The organism is Caldalkalibacillus uzonensis, assembly GCF_030814135.1.
In the GTDB taxonomy this organism is placed as follows: Bacteria; Bacillota; Bacilli; order Caldalkalibacillales; family Caldalkalibacillaceae; genus Caldalkalibacillus; species Caldalkalibacillus uzonensis.
In genome coordinates, this window is sequence record NZ_JAUSUQ010000004.1 from 239,429 (window position 1) to 258,176 (window position 18,748).

Below are 18,748 nucleotides of genomic sequence, written 5' to 3' on the forward strand. Positions count from 1 at the left end.
CACTTTGACATGTTATACTGCCGTATCCTGCACACCAGTGACCGCGTTTTTTATCATTGCGGCTTCTAAAATGGTTTCTTGGGAGGCATCTTGTGCCTTAAGTGTAGCGGTCACCCTGCCCTCACGCATAACCACAATACGATCACTCATCCCGATCACTTCCGGCATTTCTGAAGAAACAAGAATAATCCCGTAACCTTGGGCTGCCAGATCACTGATGATCTCATATATGGCTGATTTAGCACCAACGTCGACACCCTTGGTTGGTTCATCAAGAATAATAATATCCAAGTCAGCAGCCAACAGTTTGGCAAAAACGACTTTTTGCTGGTTTCCCCCTGATAAAGAACTGACTTTATCAAAGATACTATTAGCTTTAACCTGAAGTTTTTCACTAAGTTTTTTTGGCTACACTGGACTCACTTTTATCCTTTAACCACCCATGTTTAGAAAATTTCCCCAATGTAGATAAAGTAATGTTTTTATCTAAACCCCAGTCAAGTATCAAACCTTGTTGCTGTCTGTCTTCTGGTAAATAACCAATTCCAAAACCCATGGCCTGCAGCGGATTGGTGATTTGAATCCTTTTTCCTCTCAAATAGATGGCTCCCCGATCATAAGGGGTAAGGCCAGCAATAGCTTGACAAACTTCACTTCGCCCTGCGCCAACAAGTCCCGTAATACCCAAAATTTCACCCTGATGCAGTGTAAAAGTTACATCTGCAAAAAAACCTGTCTTACCAAGACCTTTCACCCGCAAAAGCTCTTCTCCTATTTTGTTTTCCTTTTTAGGGTAAAGTTGAGTGACTTCCCGCCCTACCATGGCAACGATCAACTCTTCCTTAGTAATATCATTAACGCCCCACGACCCAATATATTTCCCATCCCTTAAGACAGTCACTTGACTGGCCAGCCTGTACATATCTTCAAATCTATGGGTGATAAAAATCACAGATACTCCTTTATCTCTCATCTGTTCTGTAATCCGGTACAACTCTTCACTTTCTCTTGCTGACAGCGCTGCTGTCGGTTCATCCATAATCATAATCTTGGCCTCTGTAGAGAGTGCTTTGGCAATCTCCACAATTTGTTGCTGGGCAACACTTAACCCGCTCATTTGTGTTTTGGGGTCAATATCAGTTCCCAGTTCACGTAACAATTCTCTTGCCTTTTCATGCATTTCTTTCCACAGCAATCGCCCTGTCCATTTGTCAATTCTTTCATGCCCCATAAAAATATTTTCAGTTACAGTCAGGTCTGGAAAGCAGGTCACATGCTGATAAATGGCTGCAATTCCTAATTTTTGCGCATCTTTAGGATTGTTTATCTCCACCTTTGTCCCATTAAAATAGATTTCTCCCTCGTCAGGAGAATGGACTCCAGTAATAATTTTGATAAAAGTGGATTTACCTGCTCCATTCTCCCCCATTAAAGCGTGTATCTCTCCTGGCTTTAGCCGAAAGTGAACATTCTCTAAAGCTTTTACACCTGGGAATGATTTGCTTATTGATTTCAATTCCAGAACATATTCAGACATGACTCGCTACTCCCATCTCCTTATTGTCGTTTTTTACCGGCAAATGGTGACGTATTCCACACCAAGAATCTCGGCCACCTTTTCAAATAATGAGGCATTGTGTCCAATAGACAAGGCACAATGATGAGTCGGTGCCTCAGCAAACCAACGGCTCATATACTCATCCGGATGTAAGGGAAACTTAACGGGTGTTTGAGTGTTTCCGATTCGCATAATCTCGCCATTTGTTGATTCGCCTTGACTAATGATCATTTTCAGCTTTCCCTCTCCGGTTTGGGTGATATTTAAAGTGGTCACCGGTCCTGTTCTTACTTTTGCTTCTACGGAAATTCCACTACCTTGCTTCCCGTGATACAAACCCATGCCCCTTAAAATGGGTTTACCTTGGGAAATGGCAATATGAAAAGGACCATCATGCCCCAACAGTATCGTTTGGTCAATATAGTCAACCACTACAATCTCTGAGTAACTGCCTCCCCGTCCTAAAATATCGCAAATCTTCATGGCCACAGCTGTTTTAAGATCTCCTTCTCCGGAACAAGGAATCCCTTTGGCTGTTAGTAGCGAATGCCCCAAGATAAATCCAGCCTGCAACTTCTCATATTCACTGCCGGGAGAACCATGGTAGTAATAAGTAAGGGAATCTAAATCATACGCTTTAACCAGTTTTTCCTGAGCGACTGCAACCGTACAGGACCACTCCATTTGTTCATCAGTTGGTTTTCTGGCAATGGGGTCGGCTGGAGAATCCCCGCTGATTTCAAACATAGTCTTAACCTCTTCCATTTTGTTTCGTACTTCAGTAGGTGTCACTTCATCCACGAACTTGGCCAAATCACACATCTCCAAAATTTCAACATGCAATCCTGTTTGAGCTTGTATCATCGTAAAATCGCTGTACATATCTAACATCCCGTTATAGGTATTACCTAAAAATCCAAATCGGCTGTGTTGCAATGTACGTGCAACGCCTGCACTAAGTATCCATTCTTCAATTTCTTTCCATGCCCGGATAGCTTCAGGGCGTTCATGAGTCGTCTCATTGGTAAGGGAGATGGAAGGGGTATAGTCCAAACCAAGCAAACCATTAATGACACGGAAAGGAATACCCGCCCGATTGAAGGCGTTAGATAACTCAGAAACAGGACAAGCACCGCAATGTGCCAACCACTCTCCTGTGGTTGTTTGAGCATAATTAATTCTTTCAGTAGGCTGTAGATTAAGAATGATAACAGGTTTCTGACAAATTTGATGAACCGGTAACACAGCTGCGCTGGTGGAATAGGTGGCTGAATGACAAAAGATAATATCTACACTATTTTTGTTAAACCACTCTCCTGCTTCCCGAGCTTTACCTTCAGTGTCAACAAGACCAAAATTATAAACCTCTCCAAATGTTTGCATTTTATTCTCGATAAATTGCCCGTACTCTAGCAATCTTTCCCTTAAGCCTTCAAACTGGTTCCAGTAAGCTTCAAGCCCGATAGAATATAAACCCACTCTCGCTTTTTTTGCCGGTTTGATTGGATCGAACATTTGGATTATCACTCCCAGCTTTTTAAATAAGGAATTTAATTTGAATCGTAATCGCTTACATTTTTGGACTAAGACTAGAATCTCTATTCATTTTGCTTCAAAGTGAAATACTTCGGGAATCACTTTTATCGTTCCCCCATCATGATGTTGAATTAACAAATCAGACATATACTTTTGCCATCTAATATTGGCTTCATGCCTCTCCAGTTTAGCCATAGCTTCATTAAAGTTTTCTACTTCCATATAAGCAAACAATGTTCCACCATCCATAAAAATACTGTACGTCTTAATCCCAACATCTTCAAAAGCTCGGAGCAACTCTGGATAAACAGCCTGATGCCGCTTGATGTACTCTTGTTGATCTTTCTCTCTGATACGCAATACAAAAGCTACTCTTTCCAAGAATCCTACCCCCTCCGAAAAATTTGAAATTGTTTTGTTTAATTCTGATTTAAAATAATATTATTTTATGTTTTTGTTTGTTTGTTTTTGATTTTATTTATATTGAATTATAAATGGAACTAGATTTAAAATCAATATTTTAATACCAAAAAAGTTAGACATTTTAAAAAGATTGTCACTCAGCAACAAAGGCTGAGCCATAGGTGGTATCACCTTGGATCAGCCCCTTGCTCATTCTATTAAAATGCGCTTGCCCTGCTAACATCTTTATCCTATCTCCGCAACCTTCACAATTGGAGACTGTCTTTTCAGTGATTATGGAAATTATTTTTTATTAAACGAATAATAATAGAAAAATGGCTTAATATGAGAGGCAACTGCATATGCAGGGTGGAAGGTGACCACTCCCTTTTTTATTTTAAGAAGGGAGTGGTACAGGTAAAGCTGACCATATACGATGTGTGAGTCAAGTCTTCGTGGGGTGCTCTCGACATTTCTGAGAATGGAAAAATGACCTTTTTTGAACACCAAAAAACAATGTTCAAAGCTTGTGCTCAAATTGCCTGCAGGGCTTGCAACACATCTGCCTTCAGGTCCTCGATATGCTCGATGCCGACTGATAAGCGTACGTAATTGGGCGGAATCCCGGCAGTACGCATTTGCTCCTCGGTCATGACGCCTTCCCACATCGCCGCTGTATGTACCACCAGTGAATCAATCCCTCCCAGGCTGACAGCATTAGGGATCAGTTTTAATGCAGAGACGAAGCGCTGCGTCTCCTCATACCCACCTTTGATGGCAAGGGCAATCACCGCCCCAAAACCGCGCATCTGGCGTTTCGCCAACTCATGTTGCGGATGGCTGGTAAGACCTGGGTAATACACCTGCTCGATCTGCGGCTGTGCCTCGAGAAACTCGGCCAGGGCAAGGGCATTGGCGTTAATGCGTTCAATCCTTAACGGAAGTGTACGCAGACCGCGCAAAAGCAACCAGGCATCCATTGGCGAGAGAACGGAACCGATGGAGATATGCGTCTGCCAAATACGCTCTGCCAACTCCTCGCTGGTGCAGATCACACCCGCTGTTAAATCATGGTGTCCGCCTAGATATTTGGTTGCGCTGTGAATGACCACATCCACACCCAGATCATGGGGACGCTGATTGATCGGTGAGGCGAAAGTGTTGTCGGCCACAACGAGGATGCCACGAGGGCGGGCCAGCTCCACTACGGCGGCCAGATCGGTAATCACCAAAGTTGGATTGGCTGGCGACTCCGTCATGATAAGCTTTGTATTAGGTCGAAGCGCTGCTTCAAAGGCCGAGATGTCGGCTTGCTCGACCAATGTCACTTCGACACCAAAACGAGGCAGCATCTCGTCCATGATTTTGGCGGTACTCATATAATGCCTGGTCTGTGCGATCACATGGTCGCCTGCGCTGACCAGCGTAAGAAGAGTTGTGGCAATCGCCCCCATTCCGGAACCGGTTACCAGTGCGGTTTCTGTGCCTTCAAGCTCAGCCATTATCTTCTTAACCCGCTCATGTACTGGATTACCGTATCGGGTGTAATACCTGGGATGGCTGGAAGTTCCGGCCATTTCCGCAAATTGGGCGGAATTTTGCGCACGGAACGTGGCTGAGTAATAAATGGCAGGAGCCACCGTGCCATCATTGGTCACCCAATCATCGCCATGTACCACCAAGGTTTCGTCCCGGAGTTCATCAAGATTGAACTGCTCATGAGGATCATGTTTGTTCATACTCACTCACACCTTTTCTTTATATTTTATTCTATATCTTCCAGCCGCTCACCACTTTGGCTCCCAGGCAGCTCTTAAAATGCTCCACTGCCCAGCGATGACCTTCCTGGTTGAAACTTTGCACCGCATCCTCGTGCACCACGATGTTAAATCCTTTGTTATACGCATCTACAGCCGTATGCAACACACAAATATCCGTGCACACGCCCACTAAATGAAGAGTGTTGATTCCCCGCTCCCTTAACTTAATCTCCAGGTTGGTACCGGCAAAGGCACTGTAGCGGGTTTTATCCAGCCATAAGATTTGTTGCTGATATTGGGGATTGTTTTTAATCGTGTCGTAATACGCTCCAAGCGCCCCGTACTGGTCCCGCCCTTTTGTCTCACGGATATTGTGGGGCGGAAACAACTTTGTTTCAGGATGGTAGGGATCCCCTTCATCATGGACATCAACGGCAAAGACGACGTAGTCGCCGTTTTCCACAAATTGCTTGGTAAGCTCTGTAATGCGCTCTTCAATGGCCTGCCCCGGCTCCCCGCAGGTCAGCTTTCCGTCGTCAGCGACAAAATCATGCGTATAATCAATGATAATCAACGCCTCCATGGCATTCACTCCCCATCAAATACAATTTTAACAGTATCCGCTATCGATATTCTTCAGTATGCTGTTTAAACCATTCAATAATATCAGAAAATTCAAGGTTCCCATTGGCCACAAGGACGATGAATACTTCATTTTCATCATCATCGGGTATGATCTTATAGCCATTTTTCTTTAAAAAGATGTCGGTAGCAACAAATGCTGTTCGCTTATTTCCGTTAAAAAAAGGATGGTTTCTTACTAACGATTCGAACAAAGCAGCTGCCTTTTCAAATAAGGTTGGGTAAGCCTCTTGACCAAATACGGTCTGTTGGGGCCGGTAGACTGCTGATTCAAGCAAACCTTGGTCTTTGATTCCTGCTTGCTCACCTTCTCCATACTTCTTCATCGCCATAAAATGAATGACTGCCACATCTCTGGGACTCAAATACCTTGTGGCCATGTTATCTGTCCTTAAGTCTTTTTAATACCTCATGGTGTTCTTCGAAGGTTTCAGTAAGCATTTCCAACATCTCAGCATCCACTTGATCTTCCCATTTGACCTTTTTGGTAATCATAATTTGCCCATCCTTAACCTCAAATTCAAGTTCATCCCCACGTTTAATGTTAAAAGCATCAGTGATCGCTTTTGGCAAGCCGACACCCAAACTGTTACCCATTTGGGTCACTTTGCGAATCTCTTTTTTACTCATCGCATTCACACCCATTCTCTTTTGATCTCCTTTTTAGTTTAGTTTAAAATGTGGCTGTTTATACGTTCATACAATATATATGTAATAACATTATAACATGTATATTGGCAGCATTCAATCAATCCCAAAAAGAACCGCTGGCCAACACCTGCCAACGGCTACTCTCAAATCAAACAAACTCCCTTTCTATATACCTTAATCACCAATCTTGACCGCCACATTTTTCAACTGGGTATAGTTACGCAGAGCTTCCAAGCCTTTTTCCCGGCCAAAACCACTTTTTTTGTAGCCGCCAAAAGGCATCTCCACGCCCCCGCCAGCTCCGTAATTATTGATAAAAATCTGCCCGGCACGGATCTTCTTGGCCATCCTGTGGGCCCTGGCAATCTGCTTGGTCCAAATCCCAGTTACCAAACCGTACGGCGTGCCATTAGCCAATTGAACAGCCTCTTCTTCATCCTCAAAAAGAAACACCGTCAGCACAGGGCCAAATATCTCTTCCTGAGCCAGACAACTGTCGGGCCCCAAGCCCTCCACCACCGTCGGTTTAAAGAAAAAACCATGTGGTGCTTCCTCAACAAGCACTCTTTCTCCCCCGGTCAGGATACGTGCTCCTTCCTGCTTGCCTTGTTCCACTAACTGTTCAATACGGCTGCCCTGTTTGTCGTTAATGATTGGCCCCAAATCAGGGTTATTGATGCCAATGCCCAGAGTTAATGTGGCCATGCGCCGCACCACTTGCTCCACAAACTGATCATAGATGTTTCTATGGAGAATGAGGCGGGAACCAGCTGAGCAGGTTTGTCCGGCGTTTTGTACAATGGAACGGACCACCCAGTTTAACGCTTCCTCTTGGTCACAATCGTCAAAGAGAATATTGGGAGATTTGCCGCCCAGCTCCATGGTGACCGGTTTAATATTGCGGCTGGCCGCTGCCATCACCTTACTGCCCGTTTGCACAGACCCCGTAAAAGTGATATGGTCCACATCCGGATGATTGGCCAGGGCATCGCCCGCTTCATGGCCATAGCCGGTCACCACGTTATACACACCAGGAGGAAAACCGGCTTGCTCCACCAAATAAGCCAAGTACAAAGCAGTCAAGGGGGTATCTTCGGCGGGTTTGATCACCACTGTATTTCCCGTGGCGATGGCAGCAGCCACACCTCTGCCTGTAATCTGCAAGGGATAATTCCAGGGCACAATATGGGCGGAAACACCGATTGGCTCCCGAACCGTGTAGTCTAAAATACCCGGGCTGACCGGAATGGTCTCTCCAAAAATCTTATCGGCCATTCCCGCATAATATTCAAAGTAACGGGCAGCAGCTTCCACATCGGCTTGGGCTTGGGAGAGAGGTTTTCCCGTATCCAGACTCTCCAGCTTGGCCAATGTTGCTTTTTCCTTGCGGATCAGTTGGGCCACTTGCCATAGCTTTCTAGCCCGCTCATCCGCTCTCATCTCCTGCCACTGGGCAGACTCAAACGTCTCCCTCGCCGCCTGCACAGCCCGGTCTACATCCTCTTGCCCTCCCCGGGGAACAGAGGCCAGCATTTCCCTGGTGGCCGGCTCAACTGTAGCAAAGGTTTTCTGGCTGACACTTTCAGTCCACTGGCCGTTAATATACATTAATGAAGGGATTGTACCAATATCTATTAAAGATTGAGCCATGGTCAAATTCCTCCTATCTATGATCTGCTGTCTATCATCATCCACTATATCGTCTATAATCCTCTGCCGCCATCTACATTCAAGATGGCCCCGGTCACAATTTGAGCTTCATCAGAGCAAAGGTAAACGGCTGCATGAGCGATATCCTCCGGTTTAATCAGCCGCCCCAGAGGTACACTCTGTCTATAGATTGATTCCTTCGTTTCTTCAACATCAGCCCCCGCAGCAGTAAATTGACCCAGCATCTGCGTATCCGCAGGGCCAGGATTAAGGGCATTGACACGAATGTTAAATGGTGCCAACTCAATGGCTAGTGCCTGTGCCAATGCGACCAGCGCACCCTTGGAAGCAATATAGGCATTCAGACCCGGGCGAGGACGCTGACTGGAAATAGAAGCGATGGGTATGATGACTCCCTGCTGTTGCTGTTTCATATAGGGTACTACCGCCTTGCTCAACAAAAAGGCAGATGTCACATTAACATCTATGATACGATGCCACTCTTCTTTACTCACTTCCTCGACCGGAGTGGCTGGCTGGGCAATACCTGCCGCATGTACCAACCCATTCACTTTCCCCCACTGGTTATGAACCTTTTGCACAGCCTGTGTGACGGCAGTTTCAGAAGTGACATCCACCTTGGCAATGATGAGACGGCTTTCGTCCATGTCATTAAACACCTGTTTAAGGGGATCCGTATTTAAATCCAGCGCCGCTACCTGAGCGCCTTCCCGTAAAAAGAACTCAACGATTTTAAGCCCCATGCCTCCTCCTGCTCCGGCAACAATCATTGTTTTCCCCTCAAGTCGCATTTGTCATCCTCCCTGCTTGTTATGCATATTCCTGATTTAAAAATTTAAGCGCCGCCTGACGATAGATTTGGGTTGTTACTGCTAGTTCGTCTAAATCAATATACTCGTCTATGTGGTGGGGGATTTCCCGGTCCCCCGCTCCTGTTGTCACAATGGGTACACCAGCCAGATGTAAAAAAGTTCCATCTGTAGCGCCAGGTACCCCGTTATAGACCGGCTGCCTGCCTGTCACCTGGGTGTACGCTGCCGCAATGGCCTGCACAATGGGTTGCTCCTTGTCCGTTTTGGTCCACGGCCGGTCCTCGATCACCTCAAACTCTGCCTTAAAATCAGGATCAAGAGCTGCTAAACGGTCCAGTACTCCTTGAATCTCTGCACTTAAGGTCTGGTGATCCTGACCAGGTATGGTGCGGATGTCCAGTGTGGCCAGGCACTGGTCAGGGACCACATTAATTTGCGGTTCTCCCTCCACAGGGGCCCGCAAAACAGTAGGCGTAATACTGGGCCAGCCTAACAGGGGGTGTTTACCCCAACGTTGTTTCTCCCTCTCTTCCAACTTCTCCAGCTCACAGATGACACGGGCCATGCGTGTATTGGGATTCACACCACTCAAAGGAATGGCGCCATGGGCCATTTTGCCAAAGGTTTTCAATACAACCCGCATGGCTCCCTTTTGAGCAATACAGATGTGATTTTCCTCCGGTTCACAAATAATGGCACCATCCACTCCTCTGGCCCAACCCCGTTCAATAAAATGCTTAATGCCACTCATCATGCCTTCTTCATCACAAGGCACACAAAGGATGATTTTCCCATTAAATCTTTCCCCATCCCGCATAATGGAGTGAACAGCCGTAATGGCTGCAGCCAGATTGCCTTTGGTATCGTTTGTGCCGCGGCCATACATCCGGTTTCCTGCAATGCGTCCTTCAAAAGGAGGGTATGTCCAGGCTGACGGATCCCCTTCTGTGACCACATCAGTATGTCCCTCAAATAATAAGGTTTTTCCTGGACGTTTGGAATCCAGGATGCCAATCACATTAGGACGTCCAGGTTCTACTTGTTCCAGATAGACCTCCAACCCCAAATTTTTTAGATAATCATAAACAAATTGAGCCACTTTGCTCTCGTTTCCATCGGGATCACCGGGCCGGTACACACTGGGAATACGTACCAGGTCTTGTGTCAGCCGGATCACTTCGGCTTTATCCCGTTGGAATCGCTGTTCTGTGTAGACGGACATGCTATGGCCCCCTTTGTCCCTGTTGAAAGACTTGTTGTTTCAGATATGACATCTGCTCTTCTATGACACCTGCTTCTTCCCTACGCTCCCCAGAAACGTGACACTACCTCCTGTTGCTGAGCCATAGTGCGGTGTTGGGTCAGCAAACTGGCAGCCACATAACCGATGAAGCCTAGCACAATGGGCAAGACAACACCGTGCATGCCCAACGGATTTTTCCAAAACAGATCAAAGAGAATATAAGTTGAAACGCCTACGATGATGGAAGCTAGAGCGCCATATTTGTTCCCTTTTTTCCAATACAGACCCATTATGATCGGCCAGATAAAGGCAGCCTGCAATCCTCCAAAGGCATACAAATTCAGCCAGATCAAAAAGTCAGGCGGATTGACGGCCATGAAAAAGACGATTAAGCCCAAAACAGCAGTGATGGTGATACTGAGACGCTTAACAGTTTGTTCTGTTGCCTCCGGCTTAATATAGTTCACATACACATCCTTAACAATGGACGAGCTGACCAGGAGCAGCAAGGAGTCGACTGTGGACATGATGGCAGCCATTGGCGCGGCCAAGACGACCCCAGCCAGCCATGCGGGCAGAACTTCCATGGCAATGGTGGGCATCACCGTATCACCCACTTCAATACCCGGAACAACAGCCCGGCCAAATACACCCACCAAATGCATGCCCAGCATGATCAGGCCCACGACAATGGTGCCAATAATCAGAGCCCGGTGCATCGCCTGTGAGCTTTTATAGGCCATAGCACGGACAGCCACCTGGGGCAAGCCAACAACCCCCACCCCAACCAAAATCCAGAATGAAGAGACGTAGATGGCCGATAATTGCTGTTCATGGCCATATGGGGTTAACAGATTGGGATTTTCAGCAGCCAGCTCACTGATAATATTGGATACACCTCCTCCAGCCACGATGGTGCCGATCAAGATCAAGATGGTGCCAAAAAACATGACAATCCCTTGGATGGTGTCCGTAATGGCCACGGCCCGGAAGCCCCCGATAGCCACATAGACAAGCACGACCACAGCGAAGATAAACAAGGCAGCGGTGTAAGAAAGACCGGTCACTGCCTGGATAAGGCGCCCTCCCCCAATCCACTGGGCAGCCATGATGGCAAACATAAACATAATGATGCTGGCCGAAGAGAGCAGAACCACCCATTTGCTCTGATAGCGTTCTTTCACAAAATCTACCAGAGTGACCGCCTTAATTTTACGGGCCATAATCGCAAACTTTTTACCCAGCACAGATAAAGTAAAATACCCGGTGACCAACTGGCTCATGGCCAATAAAACCCAGCCAAAACCAACCGTATAGGCCACACCGGGCCCCCCAATAAAACTGCTGGCACTGCCATAGGTGGCCACCATGGTCATGGCCAGCATCAAGCCTCCCAGTTCCCGGCTGCCCAAAAAGTATTCCTGCAAAAAAACAGGCGCCTGTTGGATCCGCTTGGAGGCATAAATTCCGACGGCAAAGACGACAATTAAAAACACAAGTAATGGAATGGCAACCGGCCAGTTCACTTCAGACCGCCTCCCTGATCGTCATCCAAAGGCACTTCCTTGTAGAAAAACTTAACCGCCAGAAAAACGATGCAACTGAAGACAACGAATCCCAAGACACAACTGAAGAAAAACCAGGCAGGAAGCCCCAATATATAGGTATACTCCTCCACCGGTTTAGAACCGAGACCGTAAGCAAAAGCAAACCACCACATAAAATTGGCCACAGCAATGACAATGCCGATGATCGCCTCCCGGTGGGAGACCTTAAAACGGGGATCTTCCTGAAACTTGGTGTCCAATCCTTGATCGCTGTTAGGCTTGTCAGCCATCTTCATCCTCCTCTCAAGGACTCTGTCTATTGTTAAAAAGGGTGGGAACATGATTTATCCGAATTCCACACCCCTTGGTCTCATTTTTGTCTGTCAATATCCACTATTTTGGTCGGATTGAGAATATTGTTGGGATCCAGTGCTTGTTTAATAGAAGCCATGACCTGTACAGCAGGACCATGTTCCCTCTCTTGGTACTTCTTTTTACCCACACCCACACCATGTTCTCCAGTGCAGGTTCCGCCCCGGGCCAAAGCATCCTCAACAATGTGCTCATTCACCTGTTCCGCTTTGCGCATTTCTTCCGGGTCTTGCCTGTCAATCATCAATACCACATGATAATTGCCATCTCCCACATGCCCCAGAATGCCACCGTTTAACCCTGATTCTGTCACCACCTCTCTGGCCCGGCGGATGGCGCCGGCCAGTTCTGAAATGGGCACGCAAACATCTGTGACCATGATCTTTTTGCCTGGGAAGCTGTGTACATAGGCATAAGCCAGATTATGACGCGCCTCCCACAGACGGTTGCGCCCCGTTGTATCTGTTTCAAATTGAATATCATCACACCCCATTTCAAAAACAAGCTCTTTGGTAAAAGCGACATCTTGCTTGAGTCCGTCTTCATTGCCATGGAATTCTAAGAATAACGTAGGCGCTTCCTTATAGCTAGTGCCGCTGAATTGGTTCACCTGCCGCACAGATTGTTCATCAACCAGTTCCACCCGGGCTACGGGAATGCCAGCTGACAAAATGCCGATCACCGCTTGTACCGCTTGGTCGAGCGTAGGGAAGGAAGCCCTGGCAGCCATGATGTGTTCAGGAATACCATACACTCTTAAGGTTAGCTCTGTGATACAGCCCAAGGTCCCTTCAGATCCCACAAATAATCCGTTTAAATGGTATCCGGAGGAAGACTTGGCCGCCTTGTTTCCGGTGTGAATCACCGTTCCATCTGCCAGCACCACTTCCATATCACGGACCTGATCCCGCATCACCCCATAACGTACCGAAGTGGTGCCACTGGCATTGGTTGCGGCCATCCCCCCCAACGTAGCGTCAGCACCCGGATCTACCGAAAAGAACAGACCATACTTTTTTAACTCTTTATTTAGTTGTGAACGGGTGACACCAGGCTGAACGGTAACCAGAAAATCATCAGGTCTAACCTCCAGGACTTTGTTCATCATAGAAAAATCAATCGTGATTCCTTTGTGGTAAGGGATCACATGTCCTTCCAGGCTCGTTCCTAATCCAAACGGCACAACAGGGATACGCTGTTGATTCGCAAAGCGCAAGATATCGCTGACCTCTTGAGTGTTCAGGGGAAAAACGACCACATCAGGCCGGCTGGGTTGATGATACGACTCATCCTGGCTATGCCGGTCAAGAACAGTCTCATTCGTCGAGACGCGGTCCTCAGCTGTTATTTTTTTCAGTTCTGCTACAAGATCCATGTCATCTGTACCTCCAATTCTGCCAATAATGTCAAGAAGCGGGATACAACAGGTCCTTCTTAAACAAGGTGTTTTTTCTGAAATCACATTCGCTTGGAAATAGACTTAATTTTATTATATTTAAATTTAAATATTGTTTGACAATCAGGTCAAGTCTTTAAGTTGCAGAATTTTTAATCATAATCCGGTTCCCGCCCAAGTATTGACAAAGTGCCTGCCATTATGCTTTACTAAAAGTAACCTCTTATGTAACCGGTTACACATCCTGATCAATCTTTGTTTCTTTTTATTTTGGCCAATGTGTAACCGGTTACACATTGGCATATAACTAGATTCTTCTCAGGTGATCATAATGTCGACAATCCGTGATGTTGCCAAACGAGCCCAAGTGTCTGTAGCCACCGTCTCTCGGGTGATCAATAACAGTGGATATGTTCAGTCCGAGACCAGAGAGAGAGTGCTTAAGGCAATGCAAGATTTGAATTATAAGCCCAATGCCATTGCCCAAAGCCTCAATCATAAAAAAACACGCAATATTGCGCTCGTTGTACCTGACATTACCAACCCGTTTTTTCCCGAGTTAGCCAGAGCTGTTGAAGACGTGGCACGCATCTATGGCTACACTGTCATTTTGTGTAATTCTGATGAAGACCTGAAAAAAGAACAGGGTTACATGGACATTATTCAACAGAAGTACATCGATGGTCTGATCCTTGTTTCCCATACACTTAAGCTTAATCATTTAATTGATGAAGTACCTGTTGTTCTACTGGACCGGCTAGTAGATCAAAACATTCCCACCGTAACAGCCAAAAATTATGAAGGTGCCATACTGGCCACCCGCCATTTACTGGACATAGGATGCCGAAAAATCGGTCACATTTGTGGCCCCAAATATATCCCCACTGCCCAACGTCGTTTGCAAGGGTACCTTCATGTTGTGGAACAGATGGAGTGGTTCTCTGATTCCTTAATCGTAGAAGGAAATTTCCAGCTGGAATTGGCTAAAGAAGCCACTCTCCACTTACTTGCCGAACATGCAGATATTGACGGAATCTTTGCTGGTAACGATTTGATGGCCGTTGGTGCCTTAAAAGCCATTCATCAAACAGGGCGAAAGGTGCCGCAGGATATTGCCTTGATTGGTTTTGATGGTATCTTTCTGTCCAAAGCGATGGAACCGGAATTAAGCACCGTTGCCCAGCCCATTTACGACATGGGAGCCATTGCTACACGGTTATTATTAAAAAAAATTGAGGACCAGCCCATCGATTCCGCATATCACGAGCTGGATGTCACCCTGCTGCAACGTGCATCTACTCGCCGGTAAATGACTACATGAAAGGAGCTTATGCCATGTCAAACAAGCAAGGAAACATCGTCGTAATCGGCAGCGTGAACATGGACTTGGTTGCCAAAACGGACCGCTTTCCGCAGCCAGGTGAAACCATCATTGGGCACCAGTTTTACCAAATCCCAGGGGGAAAAGGAGCCAATCAAGCTGTGGCAGCGGCAAGGCTGGGAGCTGAAGTCTCTTTTATTGGCTGTGTGGGAGACGATTTGTTTGGTCAGCAGCTGAGCAAGGGACTGGACAACGAAGGGATTAACCTCTCTGGCCTGCGGACCGTTGAAGGTGTCAGCTCCGGACTGGCCCATATCACCCTGACGGATACAGATAACACCATTATCGTCATTCCTGGAGCCAATGCCCACTGTACCCCTGAGCATATTGCCGCTCATGAATCTCTAATTGCCGGAGCAGACATCGTGCTAATGCAGTTGGAAATTCCACTGCAAACGGTGCAGTATGCTGTGCAACTGGCAGAACGCCACGGGATTCCTGTCATTTTGAATCCTGCTCCGGCCCATCCTTTGCCTAATGAACTGCTGCAGGGAGTTACATACCTTACTCCCAATGAAACAGAATTGGCCTTTCTGGCAGGAGGATTAGCAGCCTCAACTCACTCTCTTCAAATTCAACTGCAGGTGTTACTGAATCAGGGAGTTAAGCATGTTGTGGCCACTCAAGGTGAACGTGGTGTCCTATTCGGTTCCCAAGATAGTTCCTATATCCATCACCAACCGGCTCACCCTGTTCAGGCGATTGACACGACCGGTGCTGGAGATGCCTTCAATGCCGGGCTGGCTGTTGCTTTGGCTGAAGGAAATTCTTTGTCTGAATCAGTCACTTTTGCTTCAGCCGTGGGGGCCTTGGCTGTGACTAAACTGGGAGCTCAGCCAGGCATGCCCACCCGGGATGAGGTCATGAACTTTATCAAGCAGAAAGGATGAGACTCGTGAAAAAAACAGGGGTGATTAACAGCTCCATTTCTGCGGTCATTGCCCAACTGGGACACACTGATACTATTGTCGTTGCCGACTGCGGCTTACCCATTCCCGATCAGACCCAACGGATCGACATTTCCCTCAGACCTGGGACACCAGCGTTTATAGACGTATTGGAAACTATTTTGGATGAAATGAAGGTGGAACGTGCCATTGTGGCTTCAGAAATCACTCAACATAACCCTTCAATTGAGGCAAAGGTCAAATCCTGCATGGCTGACACCCCACTGGAGTATGTGCCCCATGAGGAATTTAAACAGCTGACCAAACAGGCAAAAGCGGTCATCCGTACAGGGGAGGCCACACCATATGCCAACATTATTCTCGTTTCCGGCGTCACGTTCTGAAGTTGATACAAAGGGAGGGTAACCCATGACGCTCTTGGTTGACATGCAGCATATCTACAAATCTTTTCCAGGTGTCAACGTGCTTAGTGATGTTCACTTCCAACTGCAAACAGGGGAAGTCCATGCCCTCATGGGGGAAAATGGGGCCGGAAAATCCACCTTGATGAAAATCCTAGGTGGGATCTACAGCAATGATCAGGGACACATCCGCATCAAAGGCCAGGAAGTGGACATTGATTCGCCAGTTAAGGCTCAAGCACTGGGCATCGCCATCATTCACCAAGAATTAAACCTTGTGCCTAACCTGACCATTATGGAAAACATGTTTCTGGGACGTGAAATGACCTGGGCAAAAACAGGCTGGGTAAAACGCAAGGACATGTATACCCAAACCAAAGCCTACTTAGAGCAGCTGGGTCTTGATCTTGACCCTGACACACCTGTCCACTCCCTATCCGTTGGGCAGCAACAGATGGTGGAAATTGCCAGAGCAGTATCCATGGATGCAGATATTCTAGTCATGGATGAACCTACTGCCGCCTTAACCCAGCGGGAAATTGAACGGCTGTTTAGCTTAATCAGCCAGTTAAAATCTGACGGGGTAGGTATCATCTATATCTCCCACCGCATGGAAGAAATTTTTGAGATTAGCGACCGTATTACTGTTCTGAGAGACGGCCACTATGTCGGAACCGAAAAAACTCAAGAAGTCACCCTGGAAACCCTGATCAAAATGATGGTGGGACGCCAAATAGGGGAACGCTTCCCTTACCAGCCGCCATTCGTGGGAGAGGAAGTATTGCGGGTTGAACACCTGGCACGCCAAGGCATACTAGACAACATTTCCTTTTCTGTCCACGCAGGTGAAATTGTGGGCATCGCCGGACTGATGGGCGCAGGAAGGACGGAACTGGTCAGAGCCATATTTGGTGCCGATCCCATATCCAGCGGAGAAATCTATCTACAGGGACAAAAGATTGACATCCGCTCACCCAGGGACGCCATTCAACACGGCATCGCCCTGGTGACCGAGGACCGCAAAGACCAGGGCCTGATCTTGGGGCTGTCTGTGCGGGAAAACCTTTCCCTGCCCAGCCTCTCCTCCCTGTCACGTTATACCGTGCTTAACAGCAGACAAGAAAGACAGCAGGTTAAAGCCATGATCGAGCGCCTGAGGATTAAAACATCTTCACCAGAACAGCATGTCCGCTCATTAAGCGGCGGTAACCAGCAAAAGGTGGTTATCGGTAAATGGCTGGGCATCATGCCTAAGGTGCTGATTTTGGATGAGCCGACCCGTGGGGTGGATATAGGTGCCAAAAAGGAAATCTATCAAATTATGAATCAGCTCAAAAGGCAGGGAGTGGCCATCATCATGGTTTCCTCCGAGCTGCCGGAGATATTAGGTATGAGCGACCGCATCCTTGTCATGCATGAAGGAAAACTGACAGCCGAGCTAACCAGAGAAGAAGCCAATCAGGAAAAAATTATGTATGCGGCCACAGGAGGCGTATAATCGATGAATGTTAACAAACAAACACTATCAATTCAGCTGCAAAAACTGGGTCCTTTCCTAGGGCTCCTCCTACTGATTATTGTGCTATCCATTTTAAGTCCTAACTTTCTAACCCTTAACAACATCCTCAATGTATTACGTCAAGTATCGATTAACGCTCTCATCGCTTTTGGTATGACCTTTGTTATTTTAACCGGCGGAATCGATCTGTCTGTTGGGGCCATTCTAGCCTTGTCAGGTGCCATGACGGCAGGGATGCTGTCCGCCGGTATGGACCCTGTCTTGGCTGTCCTGCTGGGTTTACTCAGTGGTACAGTGATGGGTGCATTAAACGGATTACTTGTGACCAAGGGCAAAGTTGCTCCATTTATTGCGACCTTGGCCACAATGACCATTTTCAGAGGATTGACACTGGTTTACACAGACGGCAGGCCCATCACCGGACTGGAAAGCGACCTCTTTCGCATGCTTGGGGCAGGTTACTTGTTTGTGATTCCGCTGCCTGTCATTTGGATGACACTGTCCTTTATCATCTTATATCTGATCCTGAAGAATACCACGATCGGACGTCACGTCTACGCTATTGGCGGAAATGAAGAGGCTACCCGGCTATCGGGTGTCAACGTTGACCGGGTTAAAATCTTTGTCTACTCTTTGACGGGCTTCCTCTCCGCCATGGCTGGCATCATCCTCACCTCCCGGCTTGATTCCGCCCAACCCACAGCTGGTTTTACCTATGAACTGGATGCCATTGCAGCCGTTGTCCTGGGAGGCACCAGTTTAACCGGGGGACGGGGATGGATTGTTGGCACACTTATTGGGGCCTTGATCATCGGCATATTAAACAATGGTTTAAACCTGCTTAACGTCTCTTCATTTTACCAGCAAGTGGTCAAAGGAGCCGTGATTTTATTGGCTGTGTTACTCGACCGCAAAAAAACTTACGCCTAAAAAATCCACTACGGATTTT

The 18,748-nt window shown here is 47.1% G+C and carries 19 protein-coding genes and 1 pseudogene; 5 read left to right on the forward strand and 15 right to left on the reverse strand.

Going from position 1 to position 18,748, the window contains the following annotated elements; genetic code table 11:
- Window positions 1-12: 12 nt before the first annotated feature.
- From J2S00_RS07290 to J2S00_RS07360, 15 genes and pseudogenes are all read right to left on the reverse strand, one after another.
- On the reverse strand, window positions 13-303 hold the full coding sequence (locus J2S00_RS07290) for a hypothetical protein (protein WP_307337461.1): 291 nt from the start codon (window positions 301-303) through the stop codon (window positions 13-15).
- A gap of 12 nt (window positions 304-315) precedes the next feature.
- Window positions 316-366 (reverse strand): annotated as a pseudogene (locus J2S00_RS07295) (hypothetical protein); the annotation flags it as partial.
- A gap of 28 nt (window positions 367-394) precedes the next feature.
- Window positions 395-1,537 carry a sugar ABC transporter ATP-binding protein gene (locus J2S00_RS07300; RefSeq protein ID WP_307337464.1) on the reverse strand — a complete coding sequence of 381 codons (1,143 nt, stop codon included), beginning with the start codon at window positions 1,535-1,537 and terminating at the stop codon, window positions 395-397.
- A 33-nt stretch (window positions 1,538-1,570) separates the two neighbouring features.
- Window positions 1,571-3,073: an L-fucose/L-arabinose isomerase family protein gene (locus J2S00_RS07305; protein ID WP_307337467.1), complete on the reverse strand. Its 1,503-nt coding sequence runs from the start codon at window positions 3,071-3,073 to the stop codon at window positions 1,571-1,573.
- An 87-nt stretch (window positions 3,074-3,160) separates the two neighbouring features.
- Complete coding sequence (locus J2S00_RS07310; RefSeq protein WP_307337469.1) at window positions 3,161-3,475, reverse strand: L-rhamnose mutarotase; 315 nt, start codon at window positions 3,473-3,475, stop codon at window positions 3,161-3,163.
- A gap of 554 nt (window positions 3,476-4,029) precedes the next feature.
- Window positions 4,030-5,235 (reverse strand): trans-sulfuration enzyme family protein, encoded by a 1,206-nt coding sequence (locus J2S00_RS07315; RefSeq protein ID WP_307337471.1) that lies wholly within the window; start codon window positions 5,233-5,235, stop codon window positions 4,030-4,032.
- Between the two features lie 31 nt (window positions 5,236-5,266).
- The gene (locus J2S00_RS07320; RefSeq protein ID WP_307337474.1) at window positions 5,267-5,839 is read right to left on the reverse strand and encodes a cysteine hydrolase family protein; all 573 of its coding nucleotides are present in this window, start codon (window positions 5,837-5,839) and stop codon (window positions 5,267-5,269) included.
- 40 nt (window positions 5,840-5,879) lie between these two features.
- Complete coding sequence (locus J2S00_RS07325) at window positions 5,880-6,224, reverse strand: type II toxin-antitoxin system death-on-curing family toxin (RefSeq protein WP_370875846.1); 345 nt, start codon at window positions 6,222-6,224, stop codon at window positions 5,880-5,882.
- Between the two features lie 55 nt (window positions 6,225-6,279).
- Window positions 6,280-6,543 (reverse strand): AbrB/MazE/SpoVT family DNA-binding domain-containing protein, encoded by a 264-nt coding sequence (locus J2S00_RS07330; RefSeq protein WP_307337481.1) that lies wholly within the window; start codon window positions 6,541-6,543, stop codon window positions 6,280-6,282.
- 180 nt (window positions 6,544-6,723) lie between these two features.
- A complete protein-coding gene (locus J2S00_RS07335) occupies window positions 6,724-8,199 on the reverse strand; it encodes an aldehyde dehydrogenase family protein (protein ID WP_307337484.1) in 1,476 nt (491 codons plus the stop codon).
- 53 nt (window positions 8,200-8,252) lie between these two features.
- Window positions 8,253-9,011 carry an SDR family NAD(P)-dependent oxidoreductase gene (locus tag J2S00_RS07340; RefSeq protein ID WP_307337488.1) on the reverse strand — a complete coding sequence of 253 codons (759 nt, stop codon included), beginning with the start codon at window positions 9,009-9,011 and terminating at the stop codon, window positions 8,253-8,255.
- A gap of 19 nt (window positions 9,012-9,030) precedes the next feature.
- Window positions 9,031-10,254, reverse strand: coding sequence for a M20 family metallopeptidase (locus tag J2S00_RS07345; protein ID WP_307337492.1), 1,224 nt, complete (start codon window positions 10,252-10,254; stop codon window positions 9,031-9,033).
- Window positions 10,255-10,334: 80 nt separating this feature from the next.
- Window positions 10,335-11,801 (reverse strand): sodium/pantothenate symporter, encoded by a 1,467-nt coding sequence (gene panF, locus J2S00_RS07350; RefSeq protein WP_307337495.1) that lies wholly within the window; start codon window positions 11,799-11,801, stop codon window positions 10,335-10,337.
- Window positions 11,798-12,112, reverse strand: a complete 315-nt coding sequence (locus J2S00_RS07355) for a YhdT family protein (RefSeq protein ID WP_307337498.1) — start codon at window positions 12,110-12,112, stop codon at window positions 11,798-11,800. The genes panF and J2S00_RS07355 overlap by 4 nt, the downstream gene beginning before the upstream one ends.
- Window positions 12,113-12,192: 80 nt before the next feature.
- Window positions 12,193-13,569 carry an FAD-binding oxidoreductase gene (locus tag J2S00_RS07360; RefSeq protein ID WP_307337501.1) on the reverse strand — a complete coding sequence of 459 codons (1,377 nt, stop codon included), beginning with the start codon at window positions 13,567-13,569 and terminating at the stop codon, window positions 12,193-12,195.
- Between the two features lie 352 nt (window positions 13,570-13,921).
- Here J2S00_RS07360 and J2S00_RS07365 point away from each other — a divergent pair, with 352 nt between their 5' ends.
- The 5 genes from J2S00_RS07365 to rbsC are packed head-to-tail and all read left to right on the forward strand — an operon-like array spanning window position 13,922 to window position 18,729.
- A complete protein-coding gene (locus J2S00_RS07365; RefSeq protein WP_307337504.1) occupies window positions 13,922-14,899 on the forward strand; it encodes a LacI family DNA-binding transcriptional regulator in 978 nt (325 codons plus the stop codon).
- A 26-nt stretch (window positions 14,900-14,925) separates the two neighbouring features.
- Window positions 14,926-15,861, forward strand: a complete 936-nt coding sequence (gene rbsK, locus J2S00_RS07370) for a ribokinase (protein WP_307337509.1) — start codon at window positions 14,926-14,928, stop codon at window positions 15,859-15,861.
- 5 nt (window positions 15,862-15,866) lie between these two features.
- Window positions 15,867-16,262: a D-ribose pyranase gene (rbsD, locus tag J2S00_RS07375; RefSeq protein WP_307337512.1), complete on the forward strand. Its 396-nt coding sequence runs from the start codon at window positions 15,867-15,869 to the stop codon at window positions 16,260-16,262.
- Window positions 16,263-16,287: 25 nt separating this feature from the next.
- A complete protein-coding gene (locus tag J2S00_RS07380) occupies window positions 16,288-17,778 on the forward strand; it encodes a sugar ABC transporter ATP-binding protein (RefSeq protein ID WP_307337515.1) in 1,491 nt (496 codons plus the stop codon).
- Window positions 17,779-17,781: 3 nt separating this feature from the next.
- Window positions 17,782-18,729, forward strand: a complete 948-nt coding sequence (gene rbsC / locus J2S00_RS07385) for a ribose ABC transporter permease (RefSeq protein ID WP_307337517.1) — start codon at window positions 17,782-17,784, stop codon at window positions 18,727-18,729.
- The last annotated feature ends 19 nt before the right edge of the window (window positions 18,730-18,748 follow it).